The following is a 19,871-nucleotide window of genomic DNA, read 5'->3' on the forward strand; positions in this document are numbered from 1 at the left end:
TCGGGAAGGTCCCACTGACCGACCCCGGCGGTCAATGGTCTGGACCAAACTGTCGTAAAGAAGCGCTTCCGCGGGGGCGCACCGAGGTCGGTGTGACGCAGGTCACGGGAAGTCGGTGTGGGGTGCCGGACAGCTCAGTGAGGTGAGCACTCATATGCGAACCCGGGTACGGGCCGGGGAATCGAGCGCGTTCGCCGAGCTCTTCGACAGCTACGCGCGCGCGGTCTACAACCATGCCTTCCGGCTGACCGCCGACTGGTCGGTGGCCGAGGACGTGATGGCGGCGACCTTCCTGGAGGCGTGGAAGCTTCGCGACCGGGTCGATCCGGAGGGCGGCTCCCTGCGGCCCTGGCTGCTGGGCATCGCCACCAACACGGCCCGCAACCAGTACCGGAGCAACCGGCGCTACCGGGCCGCGGCGAACGCCGCCGCGGCGGCCGAGCTGTCGGTGGCCGACCACGCCGACGAGGTGGCCGACCGGGTCGACGACCGGCGGCGCCTCGCGCAGGCCCTGACCGCCCTGGCCGCGCTGCGCAGACCGGAGCGCGAGGTCATCACGCTCTGCCTGGTCGAGGGCCTGGACTACGAGGCCGCGGCCCAGGCCCTGGGGATCGCGGTCGGAACGGTGGCGTCCCGGCTCTCCCGGGCCCGTAAGAAGCTGCGCGCGCTGGCCGAGGCCGCTTCGGCGCGCCCTGTCGCCGAAGCGGCCCGGCCGTCAGCCGACGGGCCGGGAAAGAAAGTTCGCGGAAATCGGGAAGGCGGTCGTCCCGCCCGACAGACAAGAGACGACCGCAACAACGCGACACGGCCCGCACAGGAAGGAAACCGATGAACGCGAACACGCCCCGGCAGAACCCGGCAGAGCGGGACGAGAGCGCAGAGCTCCTGTCCCGGACGGCGCGTGACCTGCCGTCGGGCCGTCATGAGTTCCACAGGGAGCGCCTGATGGCCCAGATCCACGACATGCAGCGGGAAGAGCGCACGGCGACGGCAGCCCCCGCGAAGGTACGGCGGTTCCGGCTGCCGCGCCCGGCGATCGCACTGCCCGCCCTGGCGGCCGCCCTGGCCGGCATCGTCGTCGCCGGGGTCACGGTGTCCGGCGGGAGCGGTGGGGGCAAGGGCGGCGGCGTCGCCACCGGACCGGCCCTGACCACACAGCTCGGCGCCGCCACCACCAAGGGCGTCCCCCAGCTGCTCGACCAGATCTCGCTGGCGGCGGCCGACGTGTCCCAGCCGGCCGTCAAGCCCGGCCAGTACATCTACATCGAGTCCAAGACGGCCGACACCTTCGTGAAGACGGTCGACGACAAGAGCAGCCTGGCCAGCCACGCGCTGCACAACCGCCAGGTGTGGATGTCCCCGGACGGCGCCAAGGGCTGGCTGATCGACCCCGCCGTCAACGACAGCCCCGAGGGCGAGACCCTGAGCCTGCCCGACGAGAAGGGAAACCCGTACAAGGCGTCCCTGAACGCTCCGTCGTACGACTACCTCGCCAAGCTCACCACCGACCCCGACGCACTCCTGGCCAAGATCTACAAGGAGACGAAGGGGCACGGCAACTCTCCGGACCAGGAGGCGTTCACCACGATCGGGGACCTGGTCGGCGAGAGCTACCCGCCGGCGGACCTCTACCCGGCTCTGTTCAAGGCGGCCGAGAAGATCCCGGGCGTCGTCGTCGTGAACGACGCCGTGGACGCGGTCGGCCGGCACGGCGTGGCGGTGGCCCGGCTCGACGAGACCAGCGGCGCGCGCGATGAATGGATCTTCGACAAGGAGACCCATGTCTTCCTCGGCGAGCGCACCGTCCAGGTACGGAAGGTGACCAGCGAAGGGGTCGTGATCAAGCCCGGCACGGTGCTCTACACCAGCGCGATCACCAACCGGACCGTCGTCGACGCCATGAAGCAGACCCCGTCGCAGGCCGGCTGACACGCCCGCGGCCGTCGGAAACACGATGCGTGAGGAATGAGGAACCGAGGTGAGCACTGTGAACAGAGGCCGGAGCGATGACGTGACGACCTTTCTCGGCACGGGTCCGACGGCCGGCCACGGCAGGCCCCGTGGCGGGGCGCCGGCCGCGATCGAGGCGTACGGCGTGGGAAAGAAGTACCGGCGGGGATGGGCCCTGAAGGACTGTTCCTTCCGGCTGCCCGCCGGCCGGATCTGCGGTCTGGTGGGCCCCAACGGCGCGGGAAAGACGACCCTGATGGGGATGGCGGCCGACCTCCTCGCCCCGACCACCGGCAGCGTACGGGTGTTCGGCACGGCCCCCGGCTCCCCGGAGGCCCAGCGCCGCACCGCGTTCCTCGCCCAGGAGAAGCCGCTCTACCGGCGCTTCACCGTGGCCGAGACGCTGCGTCTGGGGCGGGAGCTGAACCCCGGCTGGGACCAGCGGGCCGCCGAGAACATCGTCCGGGCGGGCAATGTGCCCTTCGAGGCGAGGATCGGCACCCTGTCCGGCGGGCAGCGCACCCGCGTCGCCTTCGCCGTCGCCTTCGGCAAGCGCCCCGACCTGCTGATACTCGACGAACCGATGTCCGACCTCGACCCGCTGGTGCGCCATGAACTGATGGGCGCCCTGATGGCCGAGGCCGCCGCGCACGGCACCACCGTGCTGATGTCGACCCACATGCTCGCGGAGCTGGAGAACGTCTGCGACCATCTGGTCGTCATCGCCGACGGCGGCCTGCGGCTGGCCGGCGGGGTGGACGAACTGCGCTCCGCCCACGTCCGGTTGACCGGCACCTTCCAGGCGACCGGCCCCGCCGGTGCGGACGCCGCACTCGCGCGTCACACCGTCGTGGACTCCCGCGCGGACGGGTACCGGATCACCGCGCTGGTACGCCCGGCCGGACCGGTCGACGGTGTCTGGCAGGCCGAGACTCCCACCCTGGAGGAACTCCTGCTCGCCTATCTGCGCTCCCCGCAGGTGCCACCCCTGATCACCAACGAATCCCAGGTCGGCGACCGGAACCTCGCGAAGGCGGTGGCGGCATGACCACCATGACGAGTGCCCGTACCTCCTCGGCCGCCACCGGCCGCGGCCCGCGCCTCACCGGCCTCAACTGGCTGGTCTGGCGCCAGCACCGGGCCGCCTTCTGGACCCTCGTCGGCGGTACGGTCCTCGCCGCCGGCTGGATGGTCCACCAGCGCACGGGGATGATGGACACCCTCCACGCCCTCGGGTGGCCGCACCCGAAGTCGGGCGGCTGGGAGACGAGTGTCGGCAGCACGCTGACGTTGACCGGATACGGCCTCGGTTTCCTCCCCATCCTGATCGGTGTCTTCGTCGGCGCCCCGCTCATGGCCGGCGACCTGGAGAACGGCACCGCCAAACTGGTCACCTCGCAGTCCGTGAGCCGCATCCGGTGGATCGCCACCAAGCTCGGCGTCACCGTCCTGGTGGTCCTCGTGGGCACGGTCGTGCTCTCCCAGCTGTTCGGCTGGTGGTGGTCACCGGTGAAGGACACGAGCGTCATCGGGTGGAGCGAGCGAGCCGTCTTCGACAACACCGGGCCGGTGCCGACCGCGCTCACCCTGTTCACCCTGGTCGGCGGCGTCGCGATCGGCATGGTGCTGCGCCGCACCCTGCTCTCCATGGTCGTCACCTTCGGCTTCGCGGTCGCCGTGCAGCTCGTCTGGTCGTACTTCCGGCTGCAACTCGGCAACCCCCTCAGCCTCACCACCCGCTCGGACGTCCTGACGTCCAGCGCCCCGGCCGTGCCCGGCAACGGCACCCTGCTGGACGAGTCGTTCACCACGGCTTCCGGGAAGCTCTACGGCTGGGGCACCTGCGTCGGCGAGTCGACGGAGAAGGCGCAGCAGGCCTGTCTCCACCAGAAGGGCATCGTGGGCTGGCACGTCGAGTACCTCCCCTTCTCCCAGATGTCCTCCATGCAGTGGTTCGGCGCATCCGTCCTGCTGGCTCTGACCGTCGCGGTCATCGCGTTCATCTTCGTCTGGGGCCGTAAGCCCGTCATCTGACGTATCGCCAGGACACCCGCGTCCAGAGCGCCCGCCTTCAGGACACCCACCCTCAGAACACCCACCCCCGGCCGCACACCGCCCCGCGGTCGCCGAGCCGTGCCTTCGTGCTGCCCGCTGCCCGCTGCCCGCGTGCCGGGCCGCCGACTCCCTCACGCCCACCGGGAAGGACCCGAGTTGAAGCCGACCAGGAAGCACAGAAGACAGTTGACGGGCGGTGCCGTCGCGGCCGCCCTGCTCGTCACCGCGGCGGCCACCGGCGGTACGGCCCAGGCGGCGCCGAAGCCCCGGGCGGCGAGCCGGACCACGAACAACACCCCCGCACCGACCGGGACTTCGAGAACCGTCACCCTGATCACCGGCGACCGGGTCACCCTGGACGCCGCCGGCAAGGTCACCCGTGTCACGCCCGCCAAGGGCCGCGAGCAGACCACGTTCCGCATCCAGCAGGCCAGAGGACACACCTACGTCGTACCGCAGGACGCCTCGGCACTGATCGCGAGCGGCAAGGCCGACCGGCGGCTGTTCGACGTCACGGAGCTGACGTCCCTGCACTACGACGACGCCAGGCGGTCCGACCTGCCGGTGATCGTGCAGTACGCCAAGGGCAAGTCCCTGGCCGGCAGCACGTTCTCGGCCTCCGGCGCCCAGGTGCGCCGCGACCTGCCGAGCATCAACGGCGATGCGCTGCGGGCTCCCAAGGCGCGGGGCGCCGCGCTCTGGCAGACCCTCACCGGCAGTGGCGCGCAGACGCGTTCGCTCGCCGCGACCAGTTCCGCGAAGGTCGCGAGGATCTGGCTGGACGGCAAGGTCAAGGCCAGCCTCGACAAGAGCGTGCCGCAGATCGGCGCGCCGACCGCCTGGGCCGCCGGGTACGACGGCAAGGGCGTCAAGGTCGCTGTGCTCGACACCGGCATCGACGCCACCCACCCGGACCTGAAGGACCGTATCGACGCGGAGAAGAACTTCTCCGGGTCGGGAGCGGCCGACGACGTCGTCGACCGCGCGGGCCACGGCACCCACGTCGCCTCGACCATCGCGGGCTCCGGGGCGAAGTCCGGCGGGAAGTACAAGGGGGTCGCCCCCGGCGCGCGGCTGCTGGTGGGCAAGGTGCTCGGCGACGACGGCATGGGGGACGACTCCGGCATCATCGCCGGGATGCAGTGGGCGGTCGCCCAGGGCGCCAAGGTGGTCAACCTCAGCCTGGGCGGGGAGGACACCCCGGGCACCGACCCCATCGAGCAGGCGGTCGACGACCTGTCCGCCGCCTCCGGCACCCTCTTCGTCATCGCCGCCGGCAACGAGGGCCCCCAAGCGGGCACCGTCGGCTCGCCGGGCAGCGCCGCGGCCGCTCTGACCGTGGGTGCGGTGGACCGGCAGGACGCCATCGCCGACTTCTCCAGCCGCGGCCCGACGGCCGACGGCGCCCTCAAGCCGGACATCACCGCGCCTGGTGTGGGCATCGTCGCCGCGAAGGCGGCGAAGGGCTACATGGGTGATCCGGCCGCCGACGGCTATGTCTCGATGAGCGGTACGTCGATGGCGACCCCGCATGTCGCCGGAGCCGCCGCGATCCTCGCCGAGGAGCACCCCGACTGGACCGGCCGGCAGATCAAGGCCGCGCTCACCGCCTCCGCCAAGCCGACCGCCGGTGCCTCCTCGTACGCCCAGGGAACCGGCCGCGTCGACCTCACCAAAGCCATCAAGCAGCAGGTCACCAGCGGCCCGACCGCGGTGAGCTTCGGCGTCCAGCAGTGGCCGCACGCCGACGACAAGCCCGTCACCAAGCAGGTCACCTACCACAACGCCGGTGACCGGCCGGTCACCCTCGACCTGGGCGTCGACGCCGTCGGCCCGGACGGAAAGCCCGCCCCCGACGGCATGTTCACGGTGTCCCAGCACCGGCTCACCGTCCCGGCCGGCGGCGAGGCGACCGCCACCGTCACCGCCGACACCCGCGCCGGCACGGCCGACGGCGAGTTCGGCGGCTCGCTGACCGCGACCTCCGCCGACGGCGCCACGAGCGTACGCACCGCCCTCGGCGTGACCCGCGAGATCGAGTCGTACAACCTGACCGTCAAGTACGTCGGCCTCGACGGCAAGCCCGCCACCAGCGCCGACAGCACTGTGTACGGCTGGGACGCCGAGGTCTTCAACGACTTCGCCGCCGGGTCCGACGGCACGGCCACCGTCCGGCTGCCGAAGGGCCGCTACACCCTGGACGGCCGGATACGCGACGACGCGGACTCCACCGCCGACGCGGTGCTCTTCCAGCCCAAGGTCGCGCTGACCAAGGACACCACCCTGGTCATGGACGCCCGCAAGACCAAGCCGGTCCGTATCTCCGTGCCCGACGCCGCCGCGAAGAACACCGAAGCCGTGGCCAACCTCGGTGTCCATCTCGACGGCAAGAGCTATCTCTCCAGCTACCTCCCCGACGACTTCGGCACCATCCGCTTCGGGCAACTCGGCGCCAAGGTGCCCGCCTCCGAGGCATACGTGCAGTACAGCGGAACCTGGACGCACAAGGCCGTGAACTACAGGCTGGCCTGGAACCGCACCGGCGACCTGTCGGGCTTCACCGCGAAGGTGCGGCAGAACCAGCTCGCCAAGGTCAAGGTCCAGGTCGGCCCGCTCGCCAAAGGCGACACCTACAGCGTCATCGCGGCCCCGCTCCAGCCCGGCTCGGGAGACTGGTTCGACTTCACCCCGACCGAGGGCAGGCTGCCGCTGACCGGCACCGACTACGTCCTCCCCAACGGCATCAAGTGGCACTACGCAGCCTCCGAGTACGGCCTCGCGGGCGCCGACGGCGACCCCGTCTGGCGTGCCGACCAGTCCGCCGCACCGAGGGCCTTCACCGCAGGCCAGGACCACATCGTGCGCTTCAACACCGCCGTCCTCGGTCCGGCCCTGCCCTCCGGCACCCTCACCCCGGGCGACACCCGGCCCGGCGCGGCGCGCCTCGGCGACACCTTCCAGGCGTACCTGCCGCTCTTCTCGGACGGCGCCGGCAACGTGGGCGACTCCGCCTACACCAAGGCCCGTAGCTCCCTCTACGCGGACGGCACCAAGATCTTCGCCACCGCTACCCCGCTGGAAGGAGACACGTACACCCTCCCGGCCGGAGCGGCCACGTACCGGCTCAGCACCGACGTCTCCCGCTCCTCGGCGGTCTTCCCGACGAGCACCCGCGTCGCGGCCGAGTGGACCTTCCGCTCGGCGCACGTCACCGGGAGCACCGAGAAGCAACTGCCGCTGTCGGTCGTCCGCTTCACGCCGAACCTGTCGCTGTCCGGCACGACCAAGGCCGGTACGACCTTCGCGGTGCCCTTCACCGTCCAGGGCGCGGGCAAGGCCGGTCACCTCCGGGGGCTCGCCTTCCAGGTGTCGTACGACAACGGAAAGACCTGGAAGAAGGCCCCGGTCGACCCCAACGGCAAACAGCTCGACCTCCGGCACCCGGCCAAGCCCGGCACGGTGTCGCTGCGCGCCACCCTGACGGACGCGAACGGCAACACCCTGAAGCAGACCGTCTGGCAGGCGTACCGCACGGTGAAGTGACCAGAGGTCAGCACTCACCGCTGCCGCTCTCCCCGAGTGCTGGGGAGGGCGGCAGCGGCTTTGGTGTGTGAGTCAGACGACCTGGAGCTGCTTGAGCAGTTCCAGGGTGTCCGAATTGAGCCAGTACTCCACGAACTTGCCGTCTCGTATGCGCAGTGTGTCGGTGCCGGTGAAGGTGACGGCCGTCCCCGGCTCGGCCCTGGCCCCGGGGAAGCCGCCGGCGTAGGTGCCGGTGGCGGTCCAGCGCACGGAAGCGTAGTGGCCGTCGATCAGGGGCTCGACCTGCGCGGAGAAGCGCAGGTCGGGGAAGGCCGCGCGGGTCTGGCCGATCCAGGCGACCAGCCCGTCGACGCCTCTGACGGAGCTGCCGTCACCGCCGTCGAGGAGGGCGGCGTGGACCCGGAAGCCGGGAGAGATGATGCCGGGCGCCTGGGCGAAGTCGCCGTTCCAGACCTGGATCCAGGCGTCGAGCATCGCCTGCGTGTCCTTCGTGTTCATCGTGGGTTCCTGGTGGGTGTGCGTGGTGACCGCGTGCGCGGCTGCGGATGTCGGCGCCGTGTGGGCGGCGGCCGTGGTGGCGGTGACGGCCAGCGCGGCCAGTGCCGTGGGGACGATCAGGCGGAGCCTGCGGCGGGCGGTGGTCATGGCGGTACCTCGTGTTTCCGGTGGGGGGAGTCAGTCGGTGCAGGTGGTGCCGGGTGCCGGCAGGACGCGGGTGGTCAGGTACTTGTTCGTGGCGTCGCGCACGCACTGGGAGAGCAGGAACATGCTGTAGTCGTCGCCTTCGCGGCTGAGGACGACGCTGCCGGGCAGCTGGGCCGCCATGGCGTAGCCCGCGCTGTGGGGAGCGAGGGCCTGGTGGGTGGACTGCTCGATGAGCGCGGGCGGCGCGCCGTACACCGTGGCCCCGGCGGCGACGGGCTCGGCCGGAACGGGCCAGCCGAGGCAGCCGACGAGCGCGGTGTATGAGCGGACGGCGCCCCCGAGGTGCGGGGAGACCCGCGCCAACTTCCTCTGCAGCCGGGCCAGTTGGTGATACGTGGTCACCGGCCGCGCGTTGTCCAAGCAGGCGGGGACCTGGACCTGTACGGGGTTGAGGGTGTCGTCGGGGTCGTAGGTGAAGTCCGTCGCGTCACCGGCCTCGGCCTTGGCGACGGCCTGCGCGAAGAGCGGCCAGGTGACGCTCGCGAGGGTCAGGTAGTCCTGGGTGGCGCCGCGGATGTCCTCGCCGGTCAGCGGCCGCCCGCCGCCGGTGACCGGGATGGGGGCACGGTCGGCACGGGCGACGAGGGCGTCGTACTCGGCCGCGACGTCCTTGCCGTGCAGGGCGCAGTCCGTCGACGCGGCGCACCAGGCGGTGAAGCGGTCGAACGCCTCCTCGGCGGTGGCCGCCTCCCGGACGATCCGCTTGGTCGGCGACGTGGTGTCGTCCAGGGCGGTGTCGAGGACCATCGTGCGCAGTCGGCCGGGGTAGAGCTTGGCGTAGGTGCGCCCGAGCAGCGTGCTGTAGTGGATGCCGTACCAGTTCAGCTGCTTCTCGCCCAGCCCGGCCCGCACCGCTTCGAAGTCCCGGGCGGTGGAGGTCAGGTCGACGTGGGCGACCAGGGGGCCGTTGCGCCGCAGGCAGTCCGCGGCGAAGGCGCGGTTGTGGGCCACGAGCTTGTCGAACGCCGCCCGGGTGCCGGGGAAGTGGCTGACGCCGGCCGGCTTGAGGGGTTCCGCGCAGGTGATCGGCGTACTGTGTCCCACCCCGCGCGGGTCCACCGCGACCAGGTCGAACTTCTGGCTCATGGCTCCGGCGAACGCCGGGAAGCCGATCCGCATCGCCAGCCGCAGCTGTTCGACCGACGATCCGCCGGCTCCGTCGTTGAGCAGCAACGTGCCCTGACGGTGGGCCTGGTCGTCGGCGGGGCGGCGGACCAGGGCCAGCGTGAGGCTGCCGGCGTGCGGGCGGGCGTAGTCCACCGGGACCCGCAGCGTGCCGCACTGCATGCCCTGGAATTCGGCGTCGGTGCAGGCACTCCAGCTGATCCGGTCGATGGGGCTCTTCTCGTAGCCCTGGGCGGGGGCGGCGATCGCCGGTGCGGCGAGCGTCGCCGTCACCGCCAGGGCGCCGAAGCCGGCGAGGGTCCGGCGGACGTACTTCGCGATTCTGGACATGAAGGCTCTCCGGGGTGTCGTTGGCGCCGAGGTCGGCGTGGAAAAAGGCAGGTCGGGGGCGGTGCGATCGCCGACTGCCGCGCGCAGTGCGCTACGGCTGGAGTACGACCTTCCCGGCGACGGTGCCGGACTCCGCGAGCCGCAGCGCCTCCGCGGCACGGACGAGCGGCAGCTGGGCGGCGATCTGAGCGGTGATCTCGCCACGCCCGAGCGCCGCGAACACCTCGGTGAGGTCGGAGTGCAGCCGGGCCCGGAAGCGACTGCGGCTGAAGGCGCGGCCGGCCCAGACGTTGAAGAAGTAGGCGCGGCGGCGGTTCGGCAACGCGTTCCAGAGCCACACCCGGCCGAGCAGCTTGAGCACGGGCCACTGCTTGGAGCCGCTGTCGTCCCGGGTGGAGGCGCTGCCGTAGCAGACCAGCGTTCCGCCGGGTGCGAGGAGGTGCCAGGAGTCGACGGCGCTGCGACCGCCGACGTGATCGAAGACGGCGTCCACACCGCCCGGGGCGAGCTCACGGACACGGGCCGGAACGTCCTCGGTGCGATAGTCGACGGGGGTCACTCCCCGTTCCCGCAGGGCGTCGTGGTGGCGCGCGGAGGCGGTGCCGATCACCTTCACCCCCGCGGCGTGGGCGAGTTGGACGAGGACCGAGCCGACGCCCCCGTTGGCGCCGTGCACCAGGACGGTCTGCCCCGCGCGCACCCGGGCCTTGCGGTGCAGCATCTGCCAGGCGGTGATGCCGTTGACCACCACGGTCTCCGCCTCGGCCGCGCCGATCCCGTCGGGGACCGGCACCGCGTCGGCGGCGTCGACGATCACGTGGCTGGCCCAGCCGCCGACCTTGACCAGCGCGGCCACCCGGGTGCCGACCAGGGCCGGACGGACCCCGTCTCCGGTCTGCGCGACGGTGCCGACCAGGTCGTAGCCGGGGACGAACGGGAACGGCGGCTGGTCGTAGTAGCGACCTCGGCGCATCTGCTGCTCGGCGAAGGAGACGCCGGTCGCCTCCAGGCGGATCAGGACCTGACCCGGACCGGGGGTGGGGACGGCTCCCTGCCGTATCTGCAGCCCTTCGGGCTCCACCGTGCCCGGCAGTACGACTTCGACCAGTGTTTCGGCGCTCACGACACCCTCCAGAGGCTCTCACGCACGTAAGTGTCTAACTCGTTCGTTAGAAGTTATAACTGCCGCAGCCGTGAGGGTCAAGTGCTTTCGCGATAGGGTCTAACGGAAGTGACTCGATGAACGAAGGGATGGGGCGCATGGCGACCAAGGGCGAGGGGGCGACGCCGCGGGAGCGATACCGGACCCAGTTGCGTACGGAGATCAAGGAGCGCGCCTGGGAGCAGATCGCCGCGTCGGGGGCATCAGGGCTGTCCCTGAACGCCATTGCCAGACAGATGGGCATGAGCGGACCCGCGCTCTACCGGTACTTCGCCAGCCGAGACGACCTGATCACCGAACTGGTCCGGGACGCCTACCGCAGCCTCGCCGACACCATGCGCGACGCCGCCGCGTCCGGAGCGGACCTGGCCGGGCTCGGGCACGCGCTGCGCACCTGGGCGCTGGACGACCCCCAGCGCTACTTCCTCGTCTACGGCACACCGGTCCCCGGCTACCACGCCCCCGACGACATCACCACGATCGCGTCCGAGATCATGGCCGGCCTCCTCGACGCCGCCCAGCCCGCCGGTGATCCCGCCGACGCCTCCGCCGACGCCGCTGCGGCCGACCCCGACGAGGCCCGCCTCGAAGCCCACCTCGCCGAGCACGGGCAGTGGGCGGCCGACCACCCCGCGGCCCCACCCGCCCTACGCCGCGCCCTGTCCTTCTGGACCCGCCTCCACGGCATCCTGTCCCTGGAACTGGCAGGCCACTTCACCGGCATGGGCCTCGACCCGGCGCTGCTCTACGACACCGAACTGCAACAGCTCACACGACGCCGTTGACAGCCGACCCGTCAAGGCGGGCCTCATCACCTACGCGACAAAAAGAACCCCCGGGCCTCCGGCCGGCCTGGGGGTTCCACATGGAGCGGGTGACGAGAACCGAACTCGCGCTCTCAGCTTGGGAAGGGACGGCGCTTGAGGAGCCGGATAGCGTCTGACCTGGCCATGCGTGCTCTGGAGCGGCAACCGGGAGCCAATGTCGCACCGTAGTTGACCGTGGTTCACCGGTCTTATGGACACGCTGTGGGCACGGCGCTCGCCGACGGGTGCGCACATGGATAGCTGACCCCTTCATGTGCTGCCCGGGCGGGCATCTTTTCCCGGGACCTCGGGGTCTTCTTGCGTACCCCGGCCGCGTGCCGGCGGGCCTGGCAGGTGGTGGAAACCACGGACGCTCTTCTTGCCGTTGACGACCCTGTCCTGCCGAACGGTCGTAGGCCGGCCGACCACGTCTGACGATCGCGGAAGAACCTCGTTTCGGGAGCGCCTGCCCGGGCGGCTTCCCCGGCCGAGGTCCAGCAGGCCCGCTGACGGCAGACCTCAGGCTGTACCGGCGAGCCCGCGGCGGCTTGGGCCACGAAAACAGGGAGCAGAGAGGTGTCATCCAAGGTGACGATTTGACGAACCGGCGCGCCCGTCTTGAAGACAGTGCCCGTCGACGTCCATGACCGACACGTACGACGGACTCGGTCAGCCGGGCGGTGAGCACACTCACAGTCGGCAGACGGTAGCGGCCGGGCACACGCTGCACGTGTGCCCCTGGCTCGCCTGGACCCAAGGATGTTGGCGACATATTCTTCTATGTACATCACCAACATTGCGAAGGAGGCGGCTGCATGTCTGTGACCCAGATCGATATCGACGATGACGCCCTGGAACGGGCCATGGCTCTGTCCAAGGTCAGGACCAAGAAGGAAGCGGTCAATCTCGCGTTGAACTTCTACGCCGAGCAGCAGGAGCGTGCCGCGCGCATCAGTCGCCACTTCGAACGTGCGCGTGAGTGGGGCGCTGTCGAGGACGCCGAGCGCCTGCACGAGGCGGAGAAGAGCAGTCGGTGATCTACCTGCTCGACACCTCCGGCCTGGTTCGACTGCTCCGGAACCCGAAACTGCAGTCGGCCTGGTACGACGCGATCAACGCCGGTGCCATCGCGTCCTGCTACGTGCAGCGAACCGAGTTCCTCCACGGTGCCCGGAACGGCCGCGAGTACGACGAGATCGTGGAGATGTTCACTGACCTGTACCCCGACGTGTCGGTGCCGAAGAACGCAGGGCGCTGGATCGGCGCGGTGCAGCAGCGCATGGCCCGGGCCGGGCAGCACCGCAGCGCATCGGCGGTCGACCTGGTCATCGCCGCGACCGCGGCCCACCACGGCCTCGCCGTCCTCCACGACGACGCCGACTACCGTGCCATGGCCCGGCACGCATCCGACCTGAGCGAGCACAACATCCACGACATCGCCTGAGGGGGTGCTGTACCGCGGCGGGATCGTTGAAGTCCTGTCCACCGGGCACGAGTTGGGTAACCAACAGGGCTGTGATGTCCGCACACGCCATCCGTCAGGTACCGTCCGCGGTCAGATCCGGTGAGGCTGCCATGACCGCCGAGAACCGTGCCCTCCACGTGCCCAATCTTCGTGCGCCCGTCGGCCTGTTCCTGCGGGGCTCCATGGGCTCTGACCAGCGCAGATACCTGGCCATCGAAGGGGTCGGGCGGGCCGGATTACACCGCTGCTGTCCGTGGTTTTCCGTCCTTGCGGGCACGCTATGGGCACGGCTCCGGAGCAATTGGTCTGGGGGACGGGCGTCGGACCTTGGGAGGGTTACGCGTCCAGGTGCCCCGGGCCCCGGACATGTGTGGTTGCGGATGCGTAGGCGGGGTGGGCTTCCGGCTGTCATTCGACGTCGACCCCGTAGGCGCGGGCGAGGCCGTCGAGGCCGTCCGCCCATCCCTGCCCCAGGGCCCGCAGCTTCCACGCGGGTAGGCCGTCGACGGTGTGCCGATAGAGCTCGGCGACGACCATGGCTCGGATATCCGGGTTCGCGGAGGGCTGGAAAGCCCATGCCGACCCGGTCACGCAGTCCATGTGCAAGGCAGCGTGGGTGAGCGAGCCGCAGTTCAGGCCCGTGTCGACGTCCATGTTGACGGCGATGGCGACGCGACGCACTCGTTCGGGCAGGGCAGCCAGGTGAAGGGTGGCGCGTTCGACGGTGTACGGACCCTCTTGCCGCTTGCCCAGAAGCCGTGCGGCACCATCGGCAGAGAAGGGCTGGTTGTAGAAGACGAAGTCCTCGTCAGCCGCCACCCGGCCGTCCTCACCGGTCAGGAAGAGGGTGAGGTCCGCGTCCGCGCCGGCGAAGCTGAAGGCGACGCGCAGCCCCTGCCAGGCGACCTCGGGCAGGACGAGGGTCTGGCCGGGGATGAGCGAGACAGGCAGCGCGGGCGGTGTGACGGGCACAGGAGGCGGTCCTGCCGACGTCTCCTGCTTCCATTCGGCGAACGGCTTGATCCGGTAGGGATCGGTAAGTGGGGCCCGGTCGTCGGGCGGGGTGCCGACGCCGAGGGTGACGTCGATGTCGGCGAGGGAGAGTTCGCCGGTGCCGGATTCGTCCTGAGCGTGGTCGAGCAGGTCCTGGAGGCCGGGCACGCGGCTGGTTTCCAGCGGCTTGATCGCGCTGGACAGGTGGCCCGATGCGGTGGTGGTGACGGAGCAGGCGACGTCCTGTCCGATGTCCTGGAAGCGCAGGGCGTCCTCGGGTTCCCGCCAGGGCGTGGACCCGATCGCCTGGCGCGTCCAGCGACCGTAGGCCACGAAGCCGAGGCGCTGGGTGTCGGGCAAGCGGGTCAGCACGGCGAGGTCGATGGCCGTGATGCCGGGTGCGGTGGCAAAGCCCTCCTTCAGCGTGGCGACGATGTTGGAACCCATGGACGTCAGCCACCACAGGACGCGGTCCCGTTTGGTGAGGTTCTTCAGCGTCGGGTGTCCGGCGGGTGTGAGCCCAGGTGCCTGAGCGGGCATGGAGTCGAGGTCCTGTTGCCGCATGACGACGGACAGCACTGAGCCGTCCACGCCTACGGCACAGCCGGCGGCCGGGTTGTCCGAGAAGGCGGTGTTCACCGCTTCGCAGACGGTGTCCTCGTCATTGGCGAGCAGGGCTTGCCACCAGTGTTCGGCCTCGTCCGTCAAGTGACGGCGGATGTCTCGCAGTCGCGCTGTCTCGGCGGCCAGGTAGGCGGGCGCGTCCTGCTCCGCCCGTTGCCTGGCCGCAGCCCTCTCCGCGCGGGCCAGCCGCCCCACGCCCTGAAGATGGAATGTCCGGGCTTCGGCGAGCGCCCAGGACAGGCTCAGTTGGGGGGCGTCCGGGATGACGGGCAGATGCGCCGCGGGGAAGGACTCCAGGTGAACGCTGGTCATTTGCCGCCTCAGCTCCCGCAACTGAGCGATGGCGGCATCGCGCTCCGCCTCCTGCTGAGCCCGCTCCGCCTGGCGGCGCGCCCGGTCCAGTTGCGCGATTGACGGGGCGACCGTACGAGATCGTGTCGTACGCCGCGTACTGGTGCGTCGTCGATTGCCGCTGAGGGAACTCGACGCGTAGAAGGGGCCGAGTCCGGTCGACATCCTGGCGCCGCCGCTGCCCACGCTGAGCCTCGCCGCACGTGGCCCGATCGAGGTGCGCACTCCACGAGTGGAGACCCGCACACTCATCCCAGGTACACCGACACGGAAACCGAACCCCATGACATACCCCTCTCCCCGGGATCAGTCTGGCACCGGACGGGGCCCATGAGGTCGGCTCAGCTGGTCCGGGGCAGCTGGGACATGGAGAAAGCGCGCCGGATACATCAATCCGGTACATGGACTACTCTTGGTACATGTCCATGAAACGCACCAACGTCTACGCCGACCCCGAGGACCTGGCCATCATCAAGGAGGCCGCCAAGCGCCGAGGTATAAGCGAGGCCGAGATCATTCGCCAGGGCATTCACCTTGCGGCCATGGCGAACCGGGTCTGGGACGAGCCGCTGTTCTCGCGCACCTTCGAGGGGCCGGGACGCACGCTGTCCAAGCCGGAGGTCCGGGACGCGGTCACCGAGGCTGTCCGGCGTGAGACCGGCTCGGGTTCCGGACCGGCCGCGTGATCATTGTCATCGCCGATACGTCCGGCCTTCTGGCAGCCCTGGACTCGGCTCATCCGGAACACCGGGCGGTGAACGAGGCGATCATGGCGGCGGGCCTGCTGGTCATGTCCCCGCTCCTACTGGCCGAACTGGATCACGTGGCGACGCGTGAGCTCGGCAGGGAAGCCGCCCTCTGCGCGGCCGACGACCTGCGGCGCTGGATGAGCCGGGGGCGTGTCGTCATGCCGGAGATCACCGAGGACCACCTTGGCGCCGCCCAGTCCGTCCGTGTCCGCTACCGCGCGCTGGACCTCGACCTCGCCGACGCGGTGAACGTGGCGCTCGCGGCCGACTACGACACAGACGCGATTCTCACCCTCGACCGACGAGACTTCCGGGCCGTACGTCCGTTGGGCCGCTACAAGGCGTTCCGGGTACTCCCTGACGACCTCCCGCTCTGACGCAGGGCCCTCGGCGGCCAAGTGCCCGCCCCCGCACGAGGCTTGTGCACCGCCCACGACGAAGCACGTGCAGGACGGGTGTCCGCCGTCGCTGCGTGCCCAAGCTCGGAGTACAGGGGCAACTCGAAGTCGCGGTCGCGGTGCAGCAGAGTGAGCCCCTGCAACTCGGCCGTGGCAGCCACCACCAGATCGGCGTCGCCGCGCAGGAGGCGGGCGAGCGCGCTGGTGTCGATCAGGAACTGCGCGGCTTTCACCAGCGGGTAAGTGCCAGAGCGCGCCGCCGGTTTTCGAGCACCTCGCGCAGGGCGGTGTTGACCGTTTCCTTCTTGGTGCTGGTGCCTCCTGATTCGCTTGGGCCTGCTGTTATTCTCGTGCCGCTGTGCGTGGGGGGCGGCTCGGGGGGCTGGACATTTTCGCAGCATCGTCGACGTGCGTCTGATCGGCCGTCGCCGTTCCGTCACGCCTTTTCTGCTGAGAGGCCCAGGAGGCGACGATGGCCCGTCGTACCACCCCCCGCACCACCGCCCGAGCCATCGCCGCGTTGGCGGTCCTCGCCGTCACCGCCGGTCCCGGCCCGCTCGCCGTCAGCGCCGATGCGGAAGACGGTGTCGCGAGCACCGCCCTCGCGACGGAGAAGGTCTTCCAGGCGGACCGCTACATACCGCGCGGCGACCGGATACACAGCGCAGGAACCAGCGGCTATCTGCATGTCCAGGAGGGCCGTTCCGGCTATCTGTGGACGTCGTACGACACCGGTACGACGACCGAGCTGGGCAGCCTGGCCCGACTCGAACTCCCCGCGTACCTGGGATCCTCGTCCGATGTCGTGACCGACGTGGTCTCGCCCACGCAGAAAGTGGTCCTCAGGGATCTCTCCGCCGGTACCACCACGGACATCGCCCTCACTCATGGCACATACCGGGCCACCTTCGGCACACATGTGCTGACCCAGGCCCAGGACGCCGACGGCAACCGCGTGCTGTGGCTCTACGGCGGCGGGGCACCCGCCGACGGCACCCTCGTCGAGGGATGGCCGAGCGGAATCACGGCCAACTTCAGCGTGCTGGGCGGCGACAGCGGTACGGCCGTCATCGGCTACGGGCTGGGAACCGGCGAGCGGCACCTGGCGCTCGTGGATCTCGCCACAGCGAAAGTCATCGGCGATGTGGCCGTCGCCGTCGCCCCGACAGGGGTCGCTCTGAGCGCCGGCCAACTGGTCTGGTGGTCCGACCTCAAGACCGCTCATGTCCTGGACCGGGCCGACCTTTCCGCCGCCGAGACGACCGTGACGTTGCCCGGCACGGAGGGCACCCCGTCCGTGGGTATCGCCGGGCGCTGGCTGGTGGTGGCCCGTTCCGTTCCGTCGAGCCCGAGTGACTGGGTCGACAAGTCCGGCGAGCGACTGATGGCCGTCCCGCTCACCGGCGGTGACCCGATCACCCTGCTTCGGCACGCGAACAGTTCCCTCGTCACGGCACCGGACGGCAGCCTGCTGGCCGTCGGCGGCACCGACGCCGGGCACTGGGCGGTACGCAGGGTCACCGATACGGGGGCCGGCACCCCGACCATGACGGAGTTGACCGCCGTACCGTCGGTGGCCGCGAAGATCGACCGACTGTCGCTGCAGAACGGCACCCTGGCCACCGACGAGGCCGACAGCAGCTTCCTGGGCGCCTATTACACCCGGCGGATCGCCGACGACGGGACGCCGAGCGCGCCGACCTGGCAGACCTGGAACGGCCGCGGAGCTGGCCCCTACGCCACCGGCGACGGAAAAGTGGTGACGTTCACCGCCGACTCCGACCCCCAGGGCTCGTACGTCGAGTCCCTCGACAACCAGTGGGGCTTCTTCCTGCCCTCGGCTTCCGGGACCGTCCTCGACATCACCGGCCGCTACGCGGTCGTCAACGGTTCCTCCCCGGCCAAGCAGTACGTCGGCGACCTCGGCGTCTACTCCGACCTGCAGCCCATCCTCACCCGCTCCGTCACGGCCGCCTCCGTCTGGGGCACCAAGCTGTGGACGCCGGGCTCCGGCAACGGCGTCGTCACCGCCAGGGATCTGAAGACCGGCACGACCACCGACACCGTCAGCACCGGCGCCCCGTGCGTTCCCAAGGAGCTCCAGACGGTGGGCCGTTGGATCTACTGGTCCTGCGGTCCGACCGCGACGGCCGGCGTGTACGACCGTACGTCGAAGAAGAGCATCACCGTCCCGTCCGGCGAGGCCCTGCTCGGCGACGGCTATGTCGTACGGCACGACACCTCGGCCGGGGCGCTTCTGCTCACCGCCTTCGCAGACGGCACCGCGACCACCCGCAAGATCGGCGACCTCGCGGCGGGCACGTCCAGCCTGCGCGGGGTGACGTGGACCGTGGACAAGTTCGGTGGACCCGTGGCCTACGTCGATGCGGACCGGCGGATCCACCTCGTCGGCAGTGGAGTCGCCACCCAGCAACTCTCCGCCGTCGAGACGGAGGCGACCGACAACACGTCGGAGAGCAGCGCGGCGAGCAGCCCGTGGTGGCAGTGGCGCGGACTGCTCTCCAAGCCCGCCGCATCCTGGACGGCCACGCTCACCAGCAAGACCACCGGCGCCGTGGTCCGTACGCTCTCCGGCGGCGAGGTTGCGGGCAACCTGACCGCGCGCTGGGACACGCGCGACAGCAAGGGCGCGCTCGTCCCCAACGGCTCGTACACCTTCAAGCTGACGGCGCTGCCCACCGACGGTTCGGGGGCGGCACTGACGGTGTCCCGGACGGTGCAGGTGTCCGTCGGAGCCGCCGTACGCCATGACTTCACCAACGGCGGTACCTGGGCGCCCGACGGGACCGGCGACGCCCTGACCCTCAGCTCGTCCGGCGTCATCAGCTACCGGCCGGGCAACGGGACGGGAGCCTTCGGCAAGGCCATGCCCGCATCGGGCTGGCCCTCCTCCGTGACGCTGGTCCCCTTCGGCGACCTGAACGGCGACCGCCGCAACGACGTCCTCGTCCGGTTCAGCAGCGGCGAGCTGCGGGTGTACCGGACCATGCGCGGGCAGGCCTTCCTCACGAGCACCCCGCACGCCTCGCTCGGCAAGGGCTGGAACCAGTACGACATCCTGACCTCGCCGGGTGACGTGTCCGGTGACGGCCGCCCGGATCTGATGGCCCGCAACTCCTCCACGGGAGCCGTCTACCTCTACAAGGGGACGAGTTCCGGGAAGCTGTCGTCCCGTGTGAAGCTCTACGACAACTGGAAGACGTACAAGAAGATCGTGGGCGTCGGCGACCTCAACGGCGACGGCATCGGCGACCTCCTCGCCCAGGACAAGTCCAACAACCTGTACCGCTACACCGGCACAGGCAAGGGCACCTTCAAGGCGCGCGCAAAGCTGTTCTCGGCGTGGGGCGGCTCGTACAACGCGATCGTGGGTGTCGGGGACATCACCGGCGACGGCAAAGCGGACATCATCTCCCGTGACACCTCCGGCAACCTGTGGCGCAACAACGGAAACGGCAAGGGATCGTTCGGCCCACGCGTGAAGATCGCCACGGGATGGCAGGCGTACAAGGGCGTGTTCTGAGCCCGCCCGCAGATGCACTGCAATACGAAACGGCGCAGCGGGCTCCTCGGTGCTGTCCCCTCGGGTGAACG

General features: G+C 70.2%; 16 protein-coding genes and 1 pseudogene. 11 read left to right on the forward strand and 6 right to left on the reverse strand.

Annotated features, from left to right (window positions below):
- Positions 1-154: 154 nt before the first annotated feature.
- From MQP27_RS27960 to MQP27_RS27980, 5 genes are all read left to right on the forward strand, one after another.
- Positions 155-832 (forward strand): RNA polymerase sigma factor, encoded by a 678-nt coding sequence (locus MQP27_RS27960; RefSeq protein ID WP_242768670.1) that lies wholly within the window; start codon positions 155-157, stop codon positions 830-832.
- Positions 829-1,929: a CU044_5270 family protein gene (locus tag MQP27_RS27965; RefSeq protein WP_242768671.1), complete on the forward strand. Its 1,101-nt coding sequence runs from the start codon at positions 829-831 to the stop codon at positions 1,927-1,929. The genes MQP27_RS27960 and MQP27_RS27965 overlap by 4 nt, the downstream gene beginning before the upstream one ends.
- Positions 1,930-2,080: 151 nt before the next feature.
- Positions 2,081-2,998, forward strand: a complete 918-nt coding sequence (locus tag MQP27_RS27970) for an ABC transporter ATP-binding protein (protein ID WP_242768788.1) — start codon at positions 2,081-2,083, stop codon at positions 2,996-2,998.
- Positions 2,995-3,984: an ABC-2 membrane transporter-related protein gene (locus tag MQP27_RS27975; protein WP_242768672.1), complete on the forward strand. Its 990-nt coding sequence runs from the start codon at positions 2,995-2,997 to the stop codon at positions 3,982-3,984. Before MQP27_RS27970 ends, MQP27_RS27975 begins: the two co-directional genes overlap by 4 nt.
- Before the next feature lie 177 nt (positions 3,985-4,161).
- Positions 4,162-7,548, forward strand: coding sequence for a S8 family peptidase (locus MQP27_RS27980; protein ID WP_242768673.1), 3,387 nt, complete (start codon positions 4,162-4,164; stop codon positions 7,546-7,548).
- 72 nt (positions 7,549-7,620) lie between these two features.
- On the opposite strand, the gene MQP27_RS27985 is transcribed toward MQP27_RS27980, so the two are convergent.
- The 3 genes from MQP27_RS27985 to MQP27_RS27995 all read right to left on the reverse strand — a co-directional run bounded on the left by MQP27_RS27985 (position 7,621) and on the right by MQP27_RS27995 (position 10,831).
- Positions 7,621-8,193 (reverse strand): ester cyclase, encoded by a 573-nt coding sequence (locus MQP27_RS27985; protein WP_242768674.1) that lies wholly within the window; start codon positions 8,191-8,193, stop codon positions 7,621-7,623.
- A gap of 30 nt (positions 8,194-8,223) precedes the next feature.
- A complete protein-coding gene (locus MQP27_RS27990) occupies positions 8,224-9,708 on the reverse strand; it encodes an alpha/beta fold hydrolase (protein WP_242768675.1) in 1,485 nt (494 codons plus the stop codon).
- A 91-nt stretch (positions 9,709-9,799) separates the two neighbouring features.
- Positions 9,800-10,831: a medium chain dehydrogenase/reductase family protein gene (locus MQP27_RS27995; RefSeq protein ID WP_242768676.1), complete on the reverse strand. Its 1,032-nt coding sequence runs from the start codon at positions 10,829-10,831 to the stop codon at positions 9,800-9,802.
- A 116-nt stretch (positions 10,832-10,947) separates the two neighbouring features.
- Between MQP27_RS27995 and MQP27_RS28000 the strand changes: the two genes are divergently transcribed.
- The 3 genes from MQP27_RS28000 (at position 10,948) to MQP27_RS28010 (ending at position 13,120) form a co-directional block, all read left to right on the forward strand.
- A complete protein-coding gene (locus tag MQP27_RS28000; RefSeq protein WP_242768677.1) occupies positions 10,948-11,655 on the forward strand; it encodes a TetR/AcrR family transcriptional regulator in 708 nt (235 codons plus the stop codon).
- Positions 11,656-12,491: 836 nt separating this feature from the next.
- Positions 12,492-12,713 (forward strand): type II toxin-antitoxin system VapB family antitoxin, encoded by a 222-nt coding sequence (locus MQP27_RS28005; RefSeq protein ID WP_242768678.1) that lies wholly within the window; start codon positions 12,492-12,494, stop codon positions 12,711-12,713.
- Complete coding sequence (locus MQP27_RS28010; protein WP_242768679.1) at positions 12,710-13,120, forward strand: PIN domain-containing protein; 411 nt, start codon at positions 12,710-12,712, stop codon at positions 13,118-13,120. The genes MQP27_RS28005 and MQP27_RS28010 overlap by 4 nt, the downstream gene beginning before the upstream one ends.
- A 429-nt stretch (positions 13,121-13,549) precedes the next feature.
- Here the strand turns inward: MQP27_RS28010 and MQP27_RS28015 are convergent, their stop codons facing one another.
- On the reverse strand, positions 13,550-15,070 hold the full coding sequence (locus MQP27_RS28015; protein WP_242768680.1) for a TerD family protein: 1,521 nt from the start codon (positions 15,068-15,070) through the stop codon (positions 13,550-13,552).
- Positions 15,071-15,528: 458 nt separating this feature from the next.
- On the opposite strand from MQP27_RS28015, the gene MQP27_RS28020 reads away from it, so the two are divergent.
- A complete protein-coding gene (locus MQP27_RS28020; RefSeq protein WP_242768681.1) occupies positions 15,529-15,795 on the forward strand; it encodes a ribbon-helix-helix domain-containing protein in 267 nt (88 codons plus the stop codon).
- Positions 15,792-16,235: a PIN domain-containing protein gene (locus tag MQP27_RS28025; RefSeq protein ID WP_242768682.1), complete on the forward strand. Its 444-nt coding sequence runs from the start codon at positions 15,792-15,794 to the stop codon at positions 16,233-16,235. Before MQP27_RS28020 ends, MQP27_RS28025 begins: the two co-directional genes overlap by 4 nt.
- 122 nt (positions 16,236-16,357) lie before the next feature.
- Here MQP27_RS28025 and MQP27_RS51730 read toward each other — a convergent pair.
- A pseudogene (locus MQP27_RS51730) lies at positions 16,358-16,435 on the reverse strand (PIN domain nuclease); the annotation flags it as partial.
- Positions 16,436-16,485: 50 nt separating this feature from the next.
- Positions 16,486-16,602 (reverse strand): type II toxin-antitoxin system VapB family antitoxin, encoded by a 117-nt coding sequence (locus MQP27_RS28030; protein WP_242768789.1) that lies wholly within the window; start codon positions 16,600-16,602, stop codon positions 16,486-16,488.
- Positions 16,603-16,728: 126 nt separating this feature from the next.
- Here MQP27_RS28030 and MQP27_RS28035 point away from each other — a divergent pair, with 126 nt between their 5' ends.
- Positions 16,729-19,800, forward strand: a complete 3,072-nt coding sequence (locus tag MQP27_RS28035; RefSeq protein WP_242768683.1) for an FG-GAP-like repeat-containing protein — start codon at positions 16,729-16,731, stop codon at positions 19,798-19,800.
- The last annotated feature ends 71 nt before the right edge of the window (positions 19,801-19,871 follow it).

The organism is Streptomyces cylindrosporus (genome assembly GCF_022698165.1).
Lineage (GTDB): Bacteria > Actinomycetota > Actinomycetes > Streptomycetales > Streptomycetaceae > Streptomyces > Streptomyces cylindrosporus.